The organism is Enterobacter sp. BIDMC 30, from assembly GCF_000534355.1.
Lineage (GTDB): Bacteria > Pseudomonadota > Gammaproteobacteria > Enterobacterales > Enterobacteriaceae > Enterobacter > Enterobacter ludwigii.
This window is the reverse complement of the sequence record NZ_KI973169.1, coordinates 3,335,235-3,352,901: the sequence shown is the minus strand read 5'-3', so window position 1 is coordinate 3,352,901 and position 17,667 is coordinate 3,335,235. Positions and strand designations below refer to the sequence as shown.

Genomic DNA, 17,667 nt, shown 5'->3' with positions numbered 1-17,667 from the left:
AACTTCTTTACATAAGGTAAGGCAACAGGTTTGCCGTCACCCTATAATAAAAGAAAGCCCCAACGTGATGGGCATGTCGTGAAAACAGGGGGCAAGGGATGTTGCTAAAGAAAAAATGTGGTCGTCAGCTGTCTGCGCTAAGTTTATGCCTGGCAGTGACGTTTGCTCCACTGTTAACCGCTCAGGCCGACGAGCCTGAAATTGTGCCGACTGACAGCACAGCAACGACTGGCACACAGCCAACGTCGCTGTCTCAACCGCTGGAGCAGTCTCCTGCGACGGCCATCATGGCCGGTATTAAGCCGTTGCCAGAAGGCATCGACGCGGAATCGCTTCGCCAGCAGCTGCTGTCTGGGCTGCCAGCAGGCTACACGCCTGTCTATACCAGCCAGCTCACGCTGCTCTATGCGGCGCGTGACATGAAACCCATGTGGGAAAACCGTGATGCGGTGCGCGCGTTCCAGCAACAGCTGGCAGAAGTCGCCATTGCAGGGTTCCAGCCGCAGTTCACAAAATGGGTTGAGCTCTTAACCGATCCTGCTGTCACAGGGCAGGCGCGGGACGTGGTGCTTTCCGATGCCATGATGGGGTATCTCCAGTTTGTGGCCGGTATTCCGGTCAATGGTAACCGTTGGTTGTACAGCGATAAGCCTTACAAGCTGGCAACTCCGGCACTGTCGGTAATTAACCAGTGGCAACTGGCGCTGGATAGTGGCGATCTGCCGCGCTTTATTGCGAGCCTCGCGCCGGCACATCCGCAATACGCGACCATGCATCAGTCGCTTCTGGAACTGGTCGGGGATTCACGTCCATGGCCGCAGATGCGTGGTACCGCGACGCTGCGTCCTGGACAGTGGAGCAGCGATGTGCCTGCCCTGCGTGAGATCCTCAAACGCTCCGGTATTCTGGATAGCGGGCCTAAAATTGCCCTGCCGGGTGACGATGCGCAAAGCGTCGTTGTCAGCCCGTCAGCCCCGGTGAAAGAGAAAAAAGCCGCCGTTCTGAGTGATAAGCCCGCGGCCTACGATCGGGAGCTGGTTGCAGCGGTTAAGCAGTTTCAGGCTGCTCAGGGGCTGGGTGCTGATGGCGTGATTGGCCAGTCAACGCGCGACTGGCTGAACGTCTCACCTGCGCAGCGGGCAGGGGTGCTGGCGCTCAATATCCAGCGTTTACGCTTGCTGCCAGGGACCCTCTCTACCGGCATCATGGTGAATATTCCGGCGTATTCGCTGGTCTATTACCAGAACGGCAGTGAAGTGCTGGCGTCACGCGTGATTGTGGGACGTCCCGATCGCAAAACGCCGATGATGAGCAGTGCGCTGAACAACGTGGTGGTTAACCCGCCGTGGAACGTACCGCCGACGCTGGCGCGTAAAGACATTCTGCCCAAGGTCTGGAACGATCCGGGTTACCTGGAACGCCATGGCTATACGGTGATGCGCGGCTGGAACAGCAAAGAGGCGATAGACCCCTATATGGTCGACTGGTCAACCATTACCGCGTCTAATCTGCCATTCCGGTTCCAGCAGGCACCCGGTGCACATAACTCGCTCGGACGCTACAAGTTCAATATGCCGAGTTCAGATGCTATCTATCTGCACGATACGCCGAACCACAATCTGTTCCAGAAAGATACCCGCGCGCTGAGTTCAGGCTGTGTGCGTGTCAATAAAGCCTCGGAGCTGGCTAATATGCTGTTGCAGGATGCAGGCTGGAACGATACGCGCATCTCTGACGCCCTGAAGCAGGGGGATACGCGTTACGTTAATATTCGCCATAATATTCCGGTCAATCTTTATTATCTGACGGCGTTTGTGGGTGAGGACGGGCGGACGCAGTATCGTACAGATATTTACAATTATGATCTCACGGCGCGATCCGGCGCACAAATTTTGCCAAAAGCTGAACAATTAATCAGGTAAATGAAGCAGTTCGGGAAAATAGGTTGTCGTAAGTAATGGTGAATACGGGGCTATATGGCTGGAGGCCGCGTATTTACTGGGGTTGGGTGCCTTGACGTAGTCGGCTTTGCCAGTTAAGGTGCCCTTCGTGCGCTAAGCATATTTACGATAAACATTGACCTGTAGACCTGATTATCATGGACAAATTTGACGCTAATCGCCGCAAACTGCTGGCGTTAGGTGGTGTTGCGCTCGGCGCAGCGGCCATCTTGCCGACGCCAGCATTTGCCACCCTCTCGACACCTCGTCCGCGAGTTTTAACGCTCAACAATCTCCACACCGGTGAGTCGTTAAAAGCGGAGTTCTTCGATGGCAGAGGCTATATTCAGGATGAATTAGCAAGACTTAACCATTTTTTCCGTGATTTCCGCGCGAATAAAATAAAAGCCATCGACCCAGGACTGTTTGATCAGTTATTCCGCCTTCAGGGCCTGCTGGGTACCAGCAAGCCAGTGCAACTTATTTCTGGTTATCGCTCTGTTGATACCAATAATGAACTGCGCGCCCACAGCCGTGGGGTAGCGAAAAAAAGCTATCACACGAAGGGACAGGCAATGGATTTCCATATTGAAGGCGTTTCGTTAGCCAATATTCGCAAAGCTGCGTTATCTATGCGCGCAGGTGGTGTAGGATATTACCCAAGTAGCAACTTTGTGCATATTGATACCGGTCCGGTCCGGCACTGGTAATAACGAAACACAGGAGCAGTATGAACTATCGTATTATTCCGGTTACTGCATTCTCCCAGAATTGTTCATTAATCTGGTGTGAGCAAACCAAACTGGCCGCGCTTGTCGATCCCGGCGGTGACGCTGAGAAAATCAAGCAGGAAGTCGCTGATAGCGGTGTCACGCTGATGCAGATTTTACTGACGCATGGTCATCTTGATCATGTTGGTGCGGCGGCGGAGCTGGCACAGCACTTCGGTGTGCCTGTGATCGGTCCGGAAAAAGAAGATGAGTTCTGGCTGCAGGGTTTACCAGCCCAGAGCCGCATGTTTGGCCTTGATGAGTGTCTGCCCCTGACGCCCGATCGCTGGCTAAATGAAGGAGAGCGCGTTAACGTAGGGAATGTGACTTTACAGGTGTTGCATTGTCCTGGGCATACGCCAGGCCATATTGTCTTCTTTGATGACCAGTCCCGTCTGCTGATTTCCGGCGATGTGATTTTCAAAGGTGGCGTAGGACGCAGCGATTTTCCACGTGGCGACCACGGACAGCTGATTCAGTCGATTAAACAGAAGTTGTTGCCGCTGGGCGATGATGTGACGTTTATCCCTGGACACGGTCCGATGTCGACGCTGGGTTATGAACGACTCCATAACCCGTTCCTTCAGGACGAAATGCCTGTCTGGTAACCAGAATAAAAAAAAGCCTGCATTACGCAGGCTTTTTTTATGGGTGCAATTTACAGCACGGCGACGATGGCTTCGCACAGCGGCGCCATATTGTCTGGGGTCATGCCTGCAACGTTGACGCGGCCAGACGCCACGGCGTAGACGCCAAACTCTTCACGCAGACGCAGAACCTGTTCTTTGGTCAGGCCGCTGAAAGAGAACATACCGTTCTGCTTAATAATAAAGCTGAAGTCACGGTCAGCGCCTTTCTCCGCAAGGGTGTTCACAAACAGCAGACGCATGCGCTGAATACGCTGACGCATATCGTTCAGCTCTTGTTCCCAGATAGCACGCAGTGCATCGTTGCTCAGGATAGTCGCAACGACAGAGGCACCGTGTGCAGGCGGGTTAGAGTAGTTAGCGCGGATCACGGATTTCATCTGGCTGAATGCACGATCAACGGTTTCAGTATTCGCCGCAACCAGCGTACAAGCACCGACACGCTCATTGTACAGACCGAAGTTCTTGGAGTAAGAGCTTGCCACGATCAGTTCCTGATGCACGGCAGCAAAAGCGCGCAGACCTTCCGCATCTTCTTCCAGACCACGGGCGAAGCCCTGGTATGCAAAGTCAAACAGCGGCAGCCAGCCTTTTTCTACGGAGAGCTTCGCCAGCTGTTCCCACTGTTCCAGCGTTGGATCAATACCGGTTGGGTTGTGGCAGCAGCCGTGGAACAGCACCACATCACCCGCCTGAGCCTCGTTCAGGCTGGCCAGCAGACCGTCGAAGTCCAGAGAGTGGTTAGCCGCGTCGTAGTAAGCATATTCGCGTACTTCCAGGCCTGCAGAGTTGAATACGCTCTTGTGGTTTGGCCAGCTTGGGTTGCTCACCCAGACACGCTTAACAGAGGTGTTTTTCGCAAGGAAATCCGCCGCGACGCGCAGCGCGCCGGTACCGCCAGGGGTCTGTGCTGTACGCGCACGCTTGTCGCTCACAATTGCACTGCCTTTGCCGAACAGCAGTTCCTGAGTGCAACGACCAAATTCAGGGATACCATCAATACCGAGGTAATTTTTGGTGGTTTCATTTTCCAGCAGATACTGCTCAGCTTTTTTAACGCTGGTCAGCACCGGGGTTTTGCCGGTTTCATCTTTATATACACCAATACCCAGGTTGATTTTACCAGGGCGGTCGTCGGCACGAAACAGATCGGCCAGGCCCAGAATAGGGTCGGCAGGAGCGGCGGTAATGTTCTCAAACATGACGAAGTTCCATTGTGATTACAGAAGTGAAATCCGCTATCAGGTTAACGGTAGATTTACAAAATGCCAACCGTTTGCGACAAAAAGCGTGCGGCTTTTCAAAAGTCGCCATTTTTTGCTATCAGACATAAAAAAAACAGGGCCGAAGCCCTGTTCATTAAGCATATAACAAAGTGGTGTACTGATTAGAACTGGTAGGTCACAGCCATTGCAACCTGGTCGTCTTTACCGTTCACGATACCCACGCTACGAGAGTAGTCGGTGTCGTCGATCAGGTTCAGCTGGTAATCAACATAGATGTTGAAGTTTTTGTTGAAGTAGTAAGTTGCACCCAGTTCAACGAATTTCTGCAGGTCAGCATCGCCGCCAGCGAAGGTGCCACGTTGTGCAAGGTTTTTACCTTTAGACTGCACGTAGGACACGGATGGGCGCAGACCGAAGTCGAACTGGTACTGAGCGATAACTTCGAAATTCTGCGTTTTGTTTGCGAAAGAACCGTCGTCTTCACGGGTCATGTTACGCGTTTCAGCATAGGTGGTTGCCAGGTAGATGTTGTTCGCATCGTATTTAGCACCAACAGCCCATGCTTCTGCTTTCTCGCCTTTGCCGTCTGCGGATTGCCCGTCAGTACGGTCAGAGTTGCTGTATGCGCCGATCAGGCCGAAACCTTCACCGAACTCATAACCTACAGAGGTACCGAAACCGTCACCGTTAGCGGTTCTCACGTCAGTACGCTCGTTTTTGCCCTGATACTGCAGGCCCAGGCTCAGACCGTCAACCAGACCGAAGAAGTCAGAGTTGCGGTAAGTCAGGAGACCAGAGTTACGGCCAGTCATGAAGTTGTCAGAGTAGTTTGCCCAGGTCATACCTGAGAAAGATGGCGCCATATCGGTGTAGGATTCTACGTCGTATACGATACCGTAGTTACGGCCGTAGTCGATGGAACCTGCATCACCCGCTTTCAGACCGGCGAATGCCAGACGGGTACGCTGAGTCTGGTTGCTTTCTGCCTGGCTTGCCAGAGCACGGTATTCCCACTGACCGAAACCAGTCAGTTGGTCGTTAATTTGAGTCTCGCCTTTGAAACCGATCTGAGCATAGGTAGCGTCATTGCTGTCAGTGTTGTCACCAGAGGTAACGAAGTCGTGCTCACCAACCACTTTCCCGTACAGATCCAGTTTGTTGCCGCTTTTGTTATAGATTTCTGCAGCGTTAGCTGCACCGGCTACCAGCAGGGCAGGGATTACCACTGCCAGAATATTGCGCTTCATCATTATTTATTACCCTCATTGGTTTTTTTATGACACTCGCCACTGCCGTCAATAAATTCTGTCAATAAATATTTCCGGAACTATTGATGAGAGTTAGGTGTCTTTATGTATCTGACAGGCATCTTTCCATTCATAGAACCGTTTCGCTAGCCTGAAAGTGCTACAATTCTCAAGATTAAGTTACAAAAAGAAATCATATGTAACTAAATATGTATTTTTCGGAACTTTGTGAACCACCTCAAATTTCAGCGTCCACTGGCGAATTAAACGGCAGATATATTGATATCTATATGAAAAGCTTATAATTAATTTAGATAAAGGCAATTCGTATAAACAGAAGCCAAACGGCTCATTTTTTCTTATGACCCGAAAGAGACTTCTGGATGGCTGTAAAACTGGTTGAATTTTGTGCTATTGCTTCAGATTGCAATAAGCGCAATAAGAATAGGGTTTATTTTTTGTGCGTAGATGTTTCGTGGAAACAAAACGTAACAGGTAGTGGTTGTAACGGGGTTGTGGTTTAAAAATGCTGACTTTGCGCTGACGAAAACTGACAATGCAGAATAAAATAATGGCCAGTAATTGCTGGCCATTTGTTATTCAGTCGATTAGAAACTGGCGTTACGCGGTGTGCGTGGGAATGGAATAACGTCACGGACGTTCTGAACACCGGTGACATAGGCGATCAGACGCTCAAAGCCCAGACCAAAACCGGCATGCGGGACGGTACCGTAACGGCGTAAATCGCGATACCAGCTGTAATCCGCAGGATTAAGGCCCATCTCTTCCATGCGTGCGTCCAGAACGTCAAGACGCTCTTCACGCTGAGAACCACCGATGATTTCACCAATGCCCGGTGCCAGGACGTCCATCGCCGCAACGGTTTTACCGTCTTCGTTAAGGCGCATATAGAAGGCCTTAATGTCTTTCGGGTAGTTTTTCACCACAACCGGTGCTTTGAAGTGCTTCTCGGCCAGGTAACGCTCGTGCTCAGACGCCAGGTCAACGCCCCAGTAAACCGGGTTCTCAAACTTCTCACCGCATTTCTCGAGGATGGCCACCGCGTCGGTGTAGTCCACCTGCGCGAAATCTGCCGAGACGAAACGTTCCAGACGTGCGACAGCATCGCTGTCGACACGCTCTGCGAAGAATTTCATGTCATCAGGACGCTCTTCCAGCACCGCTTTGAAGACATATTTCAGCATCGCTTCTGCCAGACCCGCGACATCATCCAGATCTGCGAACGCCACTTCAGGCTCCAGCATCCAGAATTCCGCCAGGTGACGGCTGGTGTTGGAGTTTTCTGCACGGAAGGTAGGACCAAAGGTGTAGATTTTGGACAGCGCGCAGGCGTAAGTTTCACCGTTGAGCTGACCAGAAACCGTCAGGAAGGCCTCTTTACCGAAGAAGTCTTTGTCATAGTCCACTTTACCTTCTGGCGTACGCGGCAGGTTTTCCATGTCCAGCGTAGAGACGCGGAACATTTCACCCGCGCCTTCCGTATCGGACGCGGTGATCAGTGGGGTAGACACCCAGAAATAACCCTGCTCATCGAAGAAACGATGCAGCGCCTGCGCCAGTGTATGACGCACGCGGGCAACCGCACCAATCAGGTTGGTGCGTGGACGCAGGTGCGCCACTTCACGCAGGTATTCGATGCTGTGACGTTTTGCCGCCATTGGGTAGGTGTCGGGATCTTCAACCCAGCCAGTGACTTCAATGGCAGAGGCCTGAATTTCGAAACTCTGACCCTGACCAGGCGATGCCACAACAACACCGGTTACGATAACGGAACAACCCGTTGTCAGGCGCAGAACGTCATCATTGTAATTGGGCAGAGAATTATTAATGACGGCCTGTACAGGATCAAAGCAGGAACCGTCATAGACGGCAAGGAAGGAGATGCCAGCTTTAGAATCTCGGCGAGTACGCACCCATCCGCGCACGGTGACTTCTTGGTCAACGGCGACACGGCCCTGGAGTACGTCGGCTACAGGCACAACGCTCATAATATTCTCTCTGTTAATAGTCGGAAAAAATAAACACTTGCCCACCCTTACTGGGGGGGATATCTATGTTACCTGGCATCCGCCATCAGACAAGCAGATTTCGCAGTCAAAAGAGAAGAATTAAGAAATAAATTGAGGAGAGGGGAGCCTGAAAGGCTCCCGAAAGCAGTTAACTGGCTTTTTTGATCTGCGGTAGATCGAATGCTTTGCGTAATGCGCGCACAAAGGCTTTGTCATGGCAGATGGTTTTACCGGGGCTATCGGAGAGCTTCGCTACCGGCTTACCGTTACATTCCACCAGTTTTATCACGATGTTCAGAGGTTTTACCTGAGGGATGTCGCAGGTCAGGCGGGTGCCAATCCCAAAGCTCAGGTTAATTCTGGAGGTGAAATGACGATAGAGATCGACCGCTTTCGCCAGATCGAGGTTATCGGAGAAGACCAGCACCTTGCTCATCGGGTCAATGCCCAGTTTTTCGTAATGGGCTATGGCCTTTTCACCCCATTCAACCGGATCCCCGGAATCATGGCGTAATCCCTGATAACGTTCGGCAAATTCAGGGCCAAAATCACGCAGGAACGCGTCCATCGTAATACAGTCGGTAAGCGCGATGCCCAGTTGATTGGGATACTCTTCCAGCCACGCGGCCAGTGCGGCACGCTGGCTGTTTGCCAGGTCCGGGCTTATCTGCTGATGCGCCTGGAACCACTCATGCGCCTGGGTGCCCATCGGGGTCAGATCCAGACGACGTGCCAGATCGTAGTTGCTGGTGCCCACGAACCACGGCTCCTGCTGCAGACGCTTCACAATAGCCTGCTGCACTTCGCGAGAGAAACGGCGACGCGTGCCAAAATCCATCAGGCGGAAGCGGGACATATCCAGCCCTTCGGTCAGCGTTGAGAATGCGGCCAGTTTATTTTCCAGCGACGCGACTGCCTGCTCAACGCCGGTTTCCGGGGAACGGTAGCGGTGGGCCAGTTCACTGATCACCGCGAGAAGCGGAACTTCCCACATGATCACTTCACGCCACGGGCCTTCAAGACGAATATCCAGCTTGCCGTTATCATTGACCACGGTCACCTGCTCCGGCTTATAGCGGAAGTCGCGCAGCCAGTTCAGGTAGTCAGCTTTAAAGAAGGGCAGGCCAGAGAGCCACTGATATTCGTCGTCCTGCAGCGTCAGATGCTGCATAGCATCGACCTGTTCACGAATGGAGTCTGCGTAGATACCGAGCAAGTCGTCACCACGGCAGCGGAATTCCGCCGCGACATGGACGTCATAGTAATGGTGGAAAACGGCTTGCTGCATATGCAGTTTATACGCGTCGGTATCCAGCAATGTATGCAGAACAGGAGAAGCGAATTGAGTCATAGGTGCGCAGTAGCATCCTCTCACAGGAGCGTTTAGTACAATAAACAACTCCGGAGTATACCTTGTTTAGTGATTTATTGAACCCCGATCACAACATAAGCGCTCTTTATGGTCGAGGGCATTTTGTGCCCCGTGTTATACAAATGTAGCGAAAAAGGTGTTTGTACCTGAAAAGATGAACATTCTGCATAGCGCGTTTTACACAACAGGAATAGACTGGATTCGTTATTCGACAAACGATGCATAAGGTTTTCTATGACACAACAGCCACAAGCCAAATACCGCCACGACTACCGTGCGCCGGATTACCTGATTAGCGATATCGATCTGACTTTTGACCTGGATGCCACTAAAACCGTTGTCACGGCGGTAAGCCAGCTCACGCGCCAGAGCGCGACGGCTGTGCCGCTGCGTCTGGATGGTGAAGACCTGACGCTGGTCTCCGTGCAGATCAATGATCAAGCATGGTCTGACTATAAAATAGAAGGCAACCAGCTGGTTATCGACAACCTGCCGGAACGCTTTACGCTGCGCATCGTGAATGAAATCAGCCCGGCTGCCAACACGGCGCTGGAAGGGCTTTACCAGTCTGGCGTCGCCCTGTGCACCCAGTGTGAGGCCGAAGGTTTCCGCCACATTACCTGGTATCTTGACCGCCCGGACGTGCTGGCACGCTTTACAACGAAAATCATCGCCGATAAAACCCTCTATCCGTTCCTGCTTTCCAACGGCAACCGCGTAGGTGAAGGCGAGCTGGAAAACGGTCGCCACTGGGTACAGTGGCAGGATCCGTTCCCGAAACCGTGTTACCTGTTTGCGCTGGTGGCGGGTGATTTCGACGTGCTGCGTGATACGTTCAAAACCCGTTCAGGCCGCGACGTCGCGCTGGAGTTGTTCGTCGACCGCGGCAACCTGGACCGCGCGCCATGGGCGATGACCTCGCTTATCAACTCCATGAAGTGGGATGAAGAGCGCTTTGGCCTCGAGTATGACCTCGACATCTATATGATCGTTGCTGTCGACTTCTTCAACATGGGCGCGATGGAGAATAAAGGTCTTAACGTCTTTAACTCCAAATACGTGCTGGCACGTACCGATACCGCAACCGATAAAGATTACCTGGATATTGAACGCGTCATCGGACACGAGTATTTCCATAACTGGACCGGAAACCGCGTCACCTGCCGTGACTGGTTCCAGCTGAGCCTGAAAGAGGGCCTGACCGTCTTCCGTGACCAGGAGTTCAGTTCGGATCTGGGTTCCCGTGCGGTGAACCGCATTAACAACGTGCGCACCATGCGTGGCCTGCAGTTTGCGGAAGATGCCAGCCCAATGGCACACCCTATCCGTCCTGATAAAGTCATCGAGATGAATAACTTCTACACCCTGACGGTGTACGAAAAAGGGGCGGAAATTATCCGCATGATCCATACCCTGCTGGGTGAAGAGAACTTCCAGAAAGGGATGCAGCTCTACTTCGAGCGTCATGACGGCAGCGCAGCCACCTGCGACGATTTTGTGCAGGCGATGGAGGATGCGTCTAATGTCGATCTTTCCCATTTCCGCCGCTGGTACAGCCAGGCCGGCACGCCAATTGTCACCGTCAAAGACGACTACAATCCGGAAACCGAGCAGTACACCCTGACCATCAGCCAGCGCACGCCGCCAACGGCAGAGCAGGAAGAAAAACATCCGCTGCACATTCCGTTCAGTATTGACCTGTATGACAACGAAGGTAACGTGATCCCGCTGCAGAAGGGCGGTCATCCGGTCCACCACGTCCTGAACGTGACCCAGGCGGAACAGACCTTTATCTTTGATAACGTCTATTTCCAGCCGGTTCCCGCGCTGCTGTGTGAATTCTCTGCGCCCGTGAAACTGGAATATAAGTGGAGCGACCAGCAACTGACGTTCCTGATGCGCCATGCGCGCAATGACTTCTCACGCTGGGATGCGGCGCAAAGCCTGCTGGCGACCTACATCAAGCTGAACGTTAATCGTCATCAGCAGGGCCAGCCGCTGTCGCTGCCGGTCCACGTTGCGGACGCATTCCGCGCAGTCCTGCTGGATGAGAAGATTGACCCGGCGCTGGCGGCTGAAATTCTGACGTTGCCATCCGCAGGCGAAATCGCCGAACTGTTCGACATCATCGATCCGATTGCCATTGTGGCGGTGCGTGAAGCGCTGACCCGTACGCTGGCGAACGAGCTTGCAGATGAATTCCTCGCAATCTACAACGCTAATAAGCTTGACGCTTATCGTGTGGAACATGCTGACATCGGTAAACGTTCCCTGCGTAACACCTGCCTGCGTTATCTGGCCTTCGGTGAGCGCGAGCTGGCAAACACGCTGGTGAGCAAGCAGTATCACGAAGCAGACAACATGACCGACGCACTGGCAGCCCTGGCTGCAAGTGTTGCCGCCGAACTGCCGTGCCGTGATGCGCTGATGCAGGAGTACGATGATAAGTGGCATCAGGATGGTCTGGTCATGGACAAGTGGTTCATCCTGCAGGCCACCAGCCCGGCGGCCGATGCCCTCAGCAATGTACGCAGTCTGCTGAAGCATCGCTCCTTCACCATGAGCAACCCAAACCGCGTGCGTTCCCTGATTGGCGCGTTTGCCAGCAGCAACCCGGCGGCGTTCCATGCGGAAGATGGCAGCGGTTATCAGTTTATGGTGGAAATGTTGACCGAGCTGAACAGCCGTAACCCACAGGTGGCGTCACGCCTGATTGAGCCGCTGATCCGTCTGAAACGCTATGATGCACAGCGCCAGGCGAAAATGCGTGCTGCGCTTGAGCAGCTGAAAGGGCTGGAAAACCTGTCTGGCGATCTGTACGAGAAGATCGCTAAGGCACTGGCCTGATCGAAAGACCCATCCTCCCTCTCCCGGTGGGAGAGGGAGGATGTCAGCCGTGAGCCGTCATTAACGCTCGCTCGCTGACCCCGCGCTTCATCACCCGATTCAGCACTTCCGCCTCCAGCTCTGCCAGTCTTGCCGACCCTACGCGGCGCGGACGCGCAATATCGACCGTGACATCAAGACCGATTTTCCCTTCTTCTATTAGCAGCACGCGGTCTGCCATCGCGACGGCTTCGCTCACGTCGTGCGTCACCAGAAGTACCGTAAAGCCATGCTTTTGCCAGAGCGCGGCAATCAGGTCCTGCATTTCGATTCGCGTCAGGGCGTCGAGCGCGCCGAGTGGCTCATCCAACAGCAGCAAGCCCGGACGATGTATCAGCGCTCGCGCCAGCGCCACGCGTTGCTTCTGCCCGCCGGAGAGCGCAGCAGGCCATTCATCCGCACGGTTTTCCAGCCCTACGGCGGCCAACGCCTGGCGGGCTTCATCCCGCCAGTTGCCGTTGAGGCCCAGTCCGACATTATCAATCACCGTTTTCCAGGGCAGCAGGCGCGCGTCCTGAAACATCATGCGGGTATCATCCTGAATAGTGGCCAGCGGTGTCGCGCCTGCCAGAATTTCGCCGCCGTTGGGGGATTCTAGCCCGGCTAAAAGGCGTAACAGCGTACTCTTGCCGCCGCCACTGCGGCCCACAATGGCGACAAATTGTCCGGCAGGAATATGCAGATCCAGCGCGTTGAGAATCGTGTTTTCGCCATAGCGCTTCGTGACACCGTTAAGGAGCAGCGGTGTACCCTGAGTCAGTCGGGCAGTATTCATGCTTTAGCCTCCTGTGAAATATAGGCTGGATTCCAGCGCAGCCAGCTGCGTTCCAGCCACTGGGCGCTGACGTCGGCAAGTTTGCCGAGCAGGGCATAGAGGATAATGGCCACCACCACCACGTCCGTTTGCAGGAATTCGCGGGCGTTCATCGCCAGATAGCCAATCCCTGAGTTTGCAGAGATGGTCTCTGCCACAATCAGCGTCAGCCACATCAGGCCGAGCGCAAAGCGCACGCCGACCATTATGGAGGGCAGGGCGCCCGGCAGGATCACATGCATAAAGAGGGCAAAACCGGACAGGCCGTAACTGCGTGCCATTTCGACCAGTCCGCGATCGATGTTGCGGATCCCATGCCAGGTATTAATGTAAATCGGGAACAGCGTGCCCAGCGCGACGAGAAAAATTTTGGCGCTCTCATCAATACCAAACCACAAAATGACCAGCGGGATCAGCGCCAGATGCGGCACGTTACGCAGCATCTGAATGGAGGTATCGAGCAGCCGCTCGCCCCAGCGAGAAAGCCCGCTGATCAGACCCAGTACCAGGCCGATGCTTCCACCAATCGAAAAACCAATTACCGCACGCCATGAGCTGATGGCCAGATGCTGCCAGAGTTCGCCGCTGACGCTCAGCGACCAGAATGCCTCTATTACGCCCTCCGGAGAGGGCAGAATACGGCTCGACAGCCAGCCGACAGAGGACGCGAGTTGCCAGACAAGCACAATGCCAACGGGTAAAAACCATGGGGCGGCACGTAGCAACCATTTTTGTGAGGGGGCATTCATGGCAACTCCTTAGCTTTGTGCGGCTCTTCGCGGGATAAACTCGTTAGCCACGGCTTCGCCCTGAAGCTGGAGCTGGCGGGGCTGCGGTACGTCCGGGATGGCGACATCCAGATGCGGGAATAACAGCTCGCCCACTTTGTAGGCCTCTTCCAGGTGCGGATAACCGGAGAGGATAAAACTGTCGATACCCAGGTCCGCGTATTCATTGATCCGCGCAGCCACCGTTGGGCCGTCGCCGACCAGCGCGGTACCCGCACCGCCGCGCACCAGACCGACGCCCGCCCACAGGTTCGGGCTGATCTCCAGATTCTCGCGCTTACCGTTGTGCAATGACGCCATTCTGTGCTGGCCGACGGAGTCGGTTTTCGCAAACGCCGCCTGAGCTTTAGCGATAGTCTCATCATCCAGATGCGCGATCAGCCGGTCGGCCGCCTGCCAGGCTTCTTCATTGGTTTCACGCACAATCACATGCAGGCGAATACCAAAGCGTACCTTGCGACCATGCGCTGCCGCTTTGGCGCGCACCTGGGCAATTTTCTCTTTGACCAGCTCGGGCGGCTCACCCCAGGTGAGGTAGAGATCAACCTGTTCTGCCGCCAGATCCTGCGCCACATCTGATGAGCCGCCGAAGTAAAGAGGAGGGCGCGGCTGCTGCACCGGCGGGAAGTAGAGCCTGGCGTCGCGAACGTGAATATGTTTACCTTCGAAGGTGACGGTTTCCCCCTCCAGCAGACGTCGCCAGACGCGGGTGAACTCGGCGGACGCTTCATAGCGTTCGGTGTGATCGAGGAACACGCCGTCACCCGCCAGCTCCTGCGGATCGCTTCCGGTGACCAGGTTAAACAGGGCCCGGCCGTTAGAGAGCCGGTCGAGCGTTGCCGCCTGGCGCGCCGCGACGGTCGGGGAGACCACGCTCGGACGCAGTGCCACGAGGAACTTCAGGCGTTGGGTCACGGGGATCATCGATGCGGCTACCAGCCACGCATCCTCGCACGAGCGTCCGGTGGGGATCAGTACGCCGGTAAAACCGATTCGGTCAGCTGCCTGCGCAATCTGCTGCAGATAGCCGTGGTCAACCGGGCGTGAACCCTCTTCTGTGCCAAGATAGTGTCCATCACCGTGGGTGGGTAAAAACCAGAAAAGATTCAGACTCATGATTTGGTTCCTTCTTTGCCTGCGGGTTGCCAGATGCGTTCGCGAATATTCACCTGTTTTGGAACAAGGCGATTTTGATAGAAGAGATCTGCGGTTTGCTGCTGCAGCGCAGCGACGTGTGCGTCCACCGGGGTAATGGTGGTCTGTGGACGGTGATCGAGATAGCTCGCGATCACCGGCTCAGGTAAGCCCATGGTTTTCGCCAGCAGGGTAATGCTTTCCTGACGTTGGCTTTGCGTTAGCGCATCCGCCTGAGTAAAGGTGTTGAGAACATCCTGAATAAAAGCGCCATTCTTTTCCGCATACGGGCGCGCGGCGAGATAGAACGAGCCGGTTTGTTTCAGCGTGGTGCCATCTTTTAATACCCTTACGCCACCCTGCAGTAAAGCTGCGGAGTAGTAGGGATCCCAGATAGCCCACGCGTCGACATTGCCCTGCTGGAAAGCGGCTCGAGCATCAGCCGGCGTCAAATAAACGGGTTGAATGTCGGTGAATTTAAGCCCGGCCTCCTGCAGGGCCCGCAGCAGCAGGTTATGCGAGCTGGAGCCTTTCTGGAATGCAACCTTGTGGCCTTTGAGGTCGGCGACCGTCTTAATGGTGCTATTTTCAGGGACCAGAATGACCTCAGCCTTCGGCTTGGCCGGCTCAACGCCGACATAAACCAGGTCGGCCCCCGCCGCCTGCGCGAATATTGGCGGAATATCCCCGGTGCTGCCGAGGTCGATGCTTCCGACATTCAGGGCTTCCAGCATTTGCGGGCCAGCAGGGAACTCAATCCAGGAGAATGTGGTCTTCGGGAAGCGTTTTTCCAGAAGCTGATGGCTTTTAGCCAGCACCATACTGACGCTGCCTTTCTGATAGCCGATGCGTAAATGTTCAGGCGCCGTCTCTGCCGCGTGGGCCAGCGAGGTGAGCGCTAACAGCCCGGCCAGTCCGAGACGGGTTAATCTTTTAAACATGGGCGACTCCCTGTGACGGGTTAAACGCCGGGGCGTGGATATCTCTGCGGTGCAGGGCATGCCAGAAGGTTTCCAGGGCGCTGTCGAGACGGGTTTGCAGATTCGGCGTGAAGTGAGGTTTGTGTTGATAATCGATAACCTGCGAGTCGTCGGCAAAGACGCCGTGGAGGATCTCCTGCGCTTTTAGCGCATTGAGTACCGGCTTGAGGGCATAATCCACCGCCAGTAAATGGGCCACCGTACCGCCCGTTGCCAGTGGCAGAACCACTTTGCCGTCCAGCGCACGTTCAGGCAGCAGATCGAGCAGGGTTTTCAGGGCCCCGGAAAACGAAGCTTTATAGATAGGCGTCGCCACGATTAAGCCATCAGCCCCTTTAAGCTGTTCAGTCAGCGTTTGCAGCGCCGGACTGTCAAAACGGGCGTAGAGCAGATCCTCGGGGTCGAAGTTATGCAGATTCCAGTGGCATACTTCCACATCCAGAGCATTGAGCTTTTCACGGGCATATTCCAGCAGTGCGCTGGAGCGAGAGGGGAATCGTGGACTTCCGGCCAGGGTTATGACGCGCATGCATGCTCCTTATAACTAATTGTTTGCTTTTATCTAACATTCATAACAATTTTCAGGAGTGTGACACTGCCCAGTTATTCCACTAAATGATTTATCTGCAATTAAAATGCGAAAAAGCGCATAAGAACGGGGCTGCGAGGTAAACGATTGCGTCTAACGGTGTTTTTTTTGCCACAGGTCAATTCCCTTTCCGGGCCGGATCGCACATAATCCCCTCCCGGTTTGCACACCGGGAATCCAGGAGAGTTCATGTACTACCCCTTCGTTCGTAAAGCCCTTTTCCAGCTCGACCCTGAGCGCGCTCATGAATTTACATTCCAGCAGTTACGTCGTATTACCGGAACGCCGCTGGCCGCACTGGTGCGTCAAAACGTGCCGGAAAAACCTGTGCAATGCATGGGCCTGACCTTTAAAAATCCGCTGGGTCTCGCGGCAGGTCTGGATAAAAATGGTGAGTGCATTGATGCCCTGGGCGCGATGGGCTTTGGCTCCATCGAAATCGGTACCGTCACGCCGCGTCCGCAGCCAGGTAATGATAAGCCGCGTCTGTTCCGCCTGGTCGAAGCCGAAGGGCTGATCAACCGCATGGGCTTTAATAACCTCGGCGTTGATCACCTTGTTGAGAACGTAAAAAAAGCCCATTTTGATGGTGTATTGGGCATCAATATTGGCAAAAATAAAGACACGCCGGTAGAGCAGGGTAAAGATGACTATCTGATTTGTATGGAAAAAGTCTATGCCTACGCGGGGTATATTGCGGTGAATATTTCCTCACCAAATACCCCAGGTCTGCGCTCTTTACAATATGGCGAAGCACTGGACGATCTTCTGAGTGCCATTAAAAATAAACAAAATGAGCTCCAGGCGATCCACCATAAATATGTTCCGGTCGCGGTTAAGATCGCACCGGATCTTTCTGCTGAAGAATTGATCCAGGTTGCCGACAGTTTAGTTCGCCATAATATTGACGGGGTGATTGCGACCAATACCACACTCGATCGCTCGCTCGTTCAGGGAATGAAAAACTGTGACGAAGCGGGTGGGTTAAGTGGACGTCCGGTACAATTAAAAAGCACAGAAATTATTCGTGCCCTGTCAGCAGAATTAAAAGGACGACTGCCGATTATTGGCGTCGGTGGTATCGACTCCGTGATTGCGGCTCGCGAGAAGATGGCGGCGGGTGCCTCACTGGTGCAAATCTATTCCGGTTTTATTTTTAAAGGACCGCAGCTGATTAAAGAAATCGTTACTCATATCTAATCTTTTCTCTTTATCAGACAACCAGGGCTTTATTTCCAGCCCTG

14 protein-coding genes are annotated in these 17,667 nt (G+C 54.0%); 5 read left to right on the top strand and 9 right to left on the bottom strand.

From position 1 onward, the window contains the following. Positions 1–98: 98 nt before the first annotated feature. From ldtD to L466_RS06560, 3 genes are all read left to right on the top strand, one after another. Positions 99–1,922: a L,D-transpeptidase gene (gene ldtD / locus L466_RS06550; protein ID WP_014169402.1), complete on the top strand. Its 1,824-nt coding sequence runs from the start codon at positions 99–101 to the stop codon at positions 1,920–1,922. A 176-nt stretch (positions 1,923–2,098) separates the two neighbouring features. Further along, positions 2,099–2,650, top strand: coding sequence for a peptidoglycan L,D-endopeptidase MepK (locus L466_RS06555; RefSeq protein ID WP_014169403.1), 552 nt, complete (start codon positions 2,099–2,101; stop codon positions 2,648–2,650). A 20-nt stretch (positions 2,651–2,670) separates the two neighbouring features. Next, the gene (locus L466_RS06560; RefSeq protein WP_020884810.1) at positions 2,671–3,318 is read left to right on the top strand and encodes an MBL fold metallo-hydrolase; all 648 of its coding nucleotides are present in this window, start codon (positions 2,671–2,673) and stop codon (positions 3,316–3,318) included. A gap of 50 nt (positions 3,319–3,368) precedes the next feature. Here L466_RS06560 and aspC read toward each other — a convergent pair whose 3' ends face one another. From aspC to pncB, 4 genes are all read right to left on the bottom strand, one after another. Then, complete coding sequence (gene aspC / locus L466_RS06565; protein ID WP_020884809.1) at positions 3,369–4,559, bottom strand: aspartate transaminase; 1,191 nt, start codon at positions 4,557–4,559, stop codon at positions 3,369–3,371. A gap of 185 nt (positions 4,560–4,744) precedes the next feature. Continuing rightward, positions 4,745–5,833: a porin gene (locus L466_RS06570; RefSeq protein ID WP_020884808.1), complete on the bottom strand. Its 1,089-nt coding sequence runs from the start codon at positions 5,831–5,833 to the stop codon at positions 4,745–4,747. A gap of 605 nt (positions 5,834–6,438) precedes the next feature. Continuing rightward, positions 6,439–7,839 (bottom strand): asparagine--tRNA ligase, encoded by a 1,401-nt coding sequence (gene asnS, locus L466_RS06575; RefSeq protein ID WP_032677806.1) that lies wholly within the window; start codon positions 7,837–7,839, stop codon positions 6,439–6,441. Between the two features lie 169 nt (positions 7,840–8,008). Beyond that, on the bottom strand, positions 8,009–9,211 hold the full coding sequence (pncB, locus tag L466_RS06580; protein WP_025204545.1) for a nicotinate phosphoribosyltransferase: 1,203 nt from the start codon (positions 9,209–9,211) through the stop codon (positions 8,009–8,011). Between the two features lie 255 nt (positions 9,212–9,466). On the opposite strand from pncB, the gene pepN reads away from it, so the two are divergent. Next, the gene (pepN, locus tag L466_RS06585; RefSeq protein ID WP_032681327.1) at positions 9,467–12,079 is read left to right on the top strand and encodes an aminopeptidase N; all 2,613 of its coding nucleotides are present in this window, start codon (positions 9,467–9,469) and stop codon (positions 12,077–12,079) included. 43 nt (positions 12,080–12,122) lie between these two features. Here pepN and ssuB read toward each other — a convergent pair whose 3' ends face one another. From ssuB to ssuE, 5 genes are read right to left on the bottom strand one after another with little or no spacing between them, the layout of a single operon-like run. Further along, complete coding sequence (gene ssuB, locus L466_RS06590; RefSeq protein ID WP_032681326.1) at positions 12,123–12,893, bottom strand: aliphatic sulfonates ABC transporter ATP-binding protein; 771 nt, start codon at positions 12,891–12,893, stop codon at positions 12,123–12,125. Beyond that, positions 12,890–13,681: an aliphatic sulfonate ABC transporter permease SsuC gene (gene ssuC, locus L466_RS06595; RefSeq protein ID WP_032681325.1), complete on the bottom strand. Its 792-nt coding sequence runs from the start codon at positions 13,679–13,681 to the stop codon at positions 12,890–12,892. Before ssuC ends, ssuB begins: the two co-directional genes overlap by 4 nt. A 9-nt stretch (positions 13,682–13,690) precedes the next feature. Then, positions 13,691–14,836 (bottom strand): FMNH2-dependent alkanesulfonate monooxygenase, encoded by a 1,146-nt coding sequence (gene ssuD, locus L466_RS06600; RefSeq protein ID WP_014169416.1) that lies wholly within the window; start codon positions 14,834–14,836, stop codon positions 13,691–13,693. Next, a complete protein-coding gene (locus L466_RS06605; RefSeq protein WP_020884802.1) occupies positions 14,833–15,795 on the bottom strand; it encodes a sulfonate ABC transporter substrate-binding protein in 963 nt (320 codons plus the stop codon). The genes ssuD and L466_RS06605 overlap by 4 nt, the downstream gene beginning before the upstream one ends. Beyond that, positions 15,788–16,363, bottom strand: coding sequence for an NADPH-dependent FMN reductase (ssuE, locus tag L466_RS06610; protein ID WP_032681324.1), 576 nt, complete (start codon positions 16,361–16,363; stop codon positions 15,788–15,790). Before ssuE ends, L466_RS06605 begins: the two co-directional genes overlap by 8 nt. A gap of 249 nt (positions 16,364–16,612) precedes the next feature. Here ssuE and pyrD point away from each other — a divergent pair, with 249 nt between their 5' ends. Next, on the top strand, positions 16,613–17,623 hold the full coding sequence (gene pyrD / locus L466_RS06615; RefSeq protein WP_020884800.1) for a quinone-dependent dihydroorotate dehydrogenase: 1,011 nt from the start codon (positions 16,613–16,615) through the stop codon (positions 17,621–17,623). The last annotated feature ends 44 nt before the right edge of the window (positions 17,624–17,667 follow it).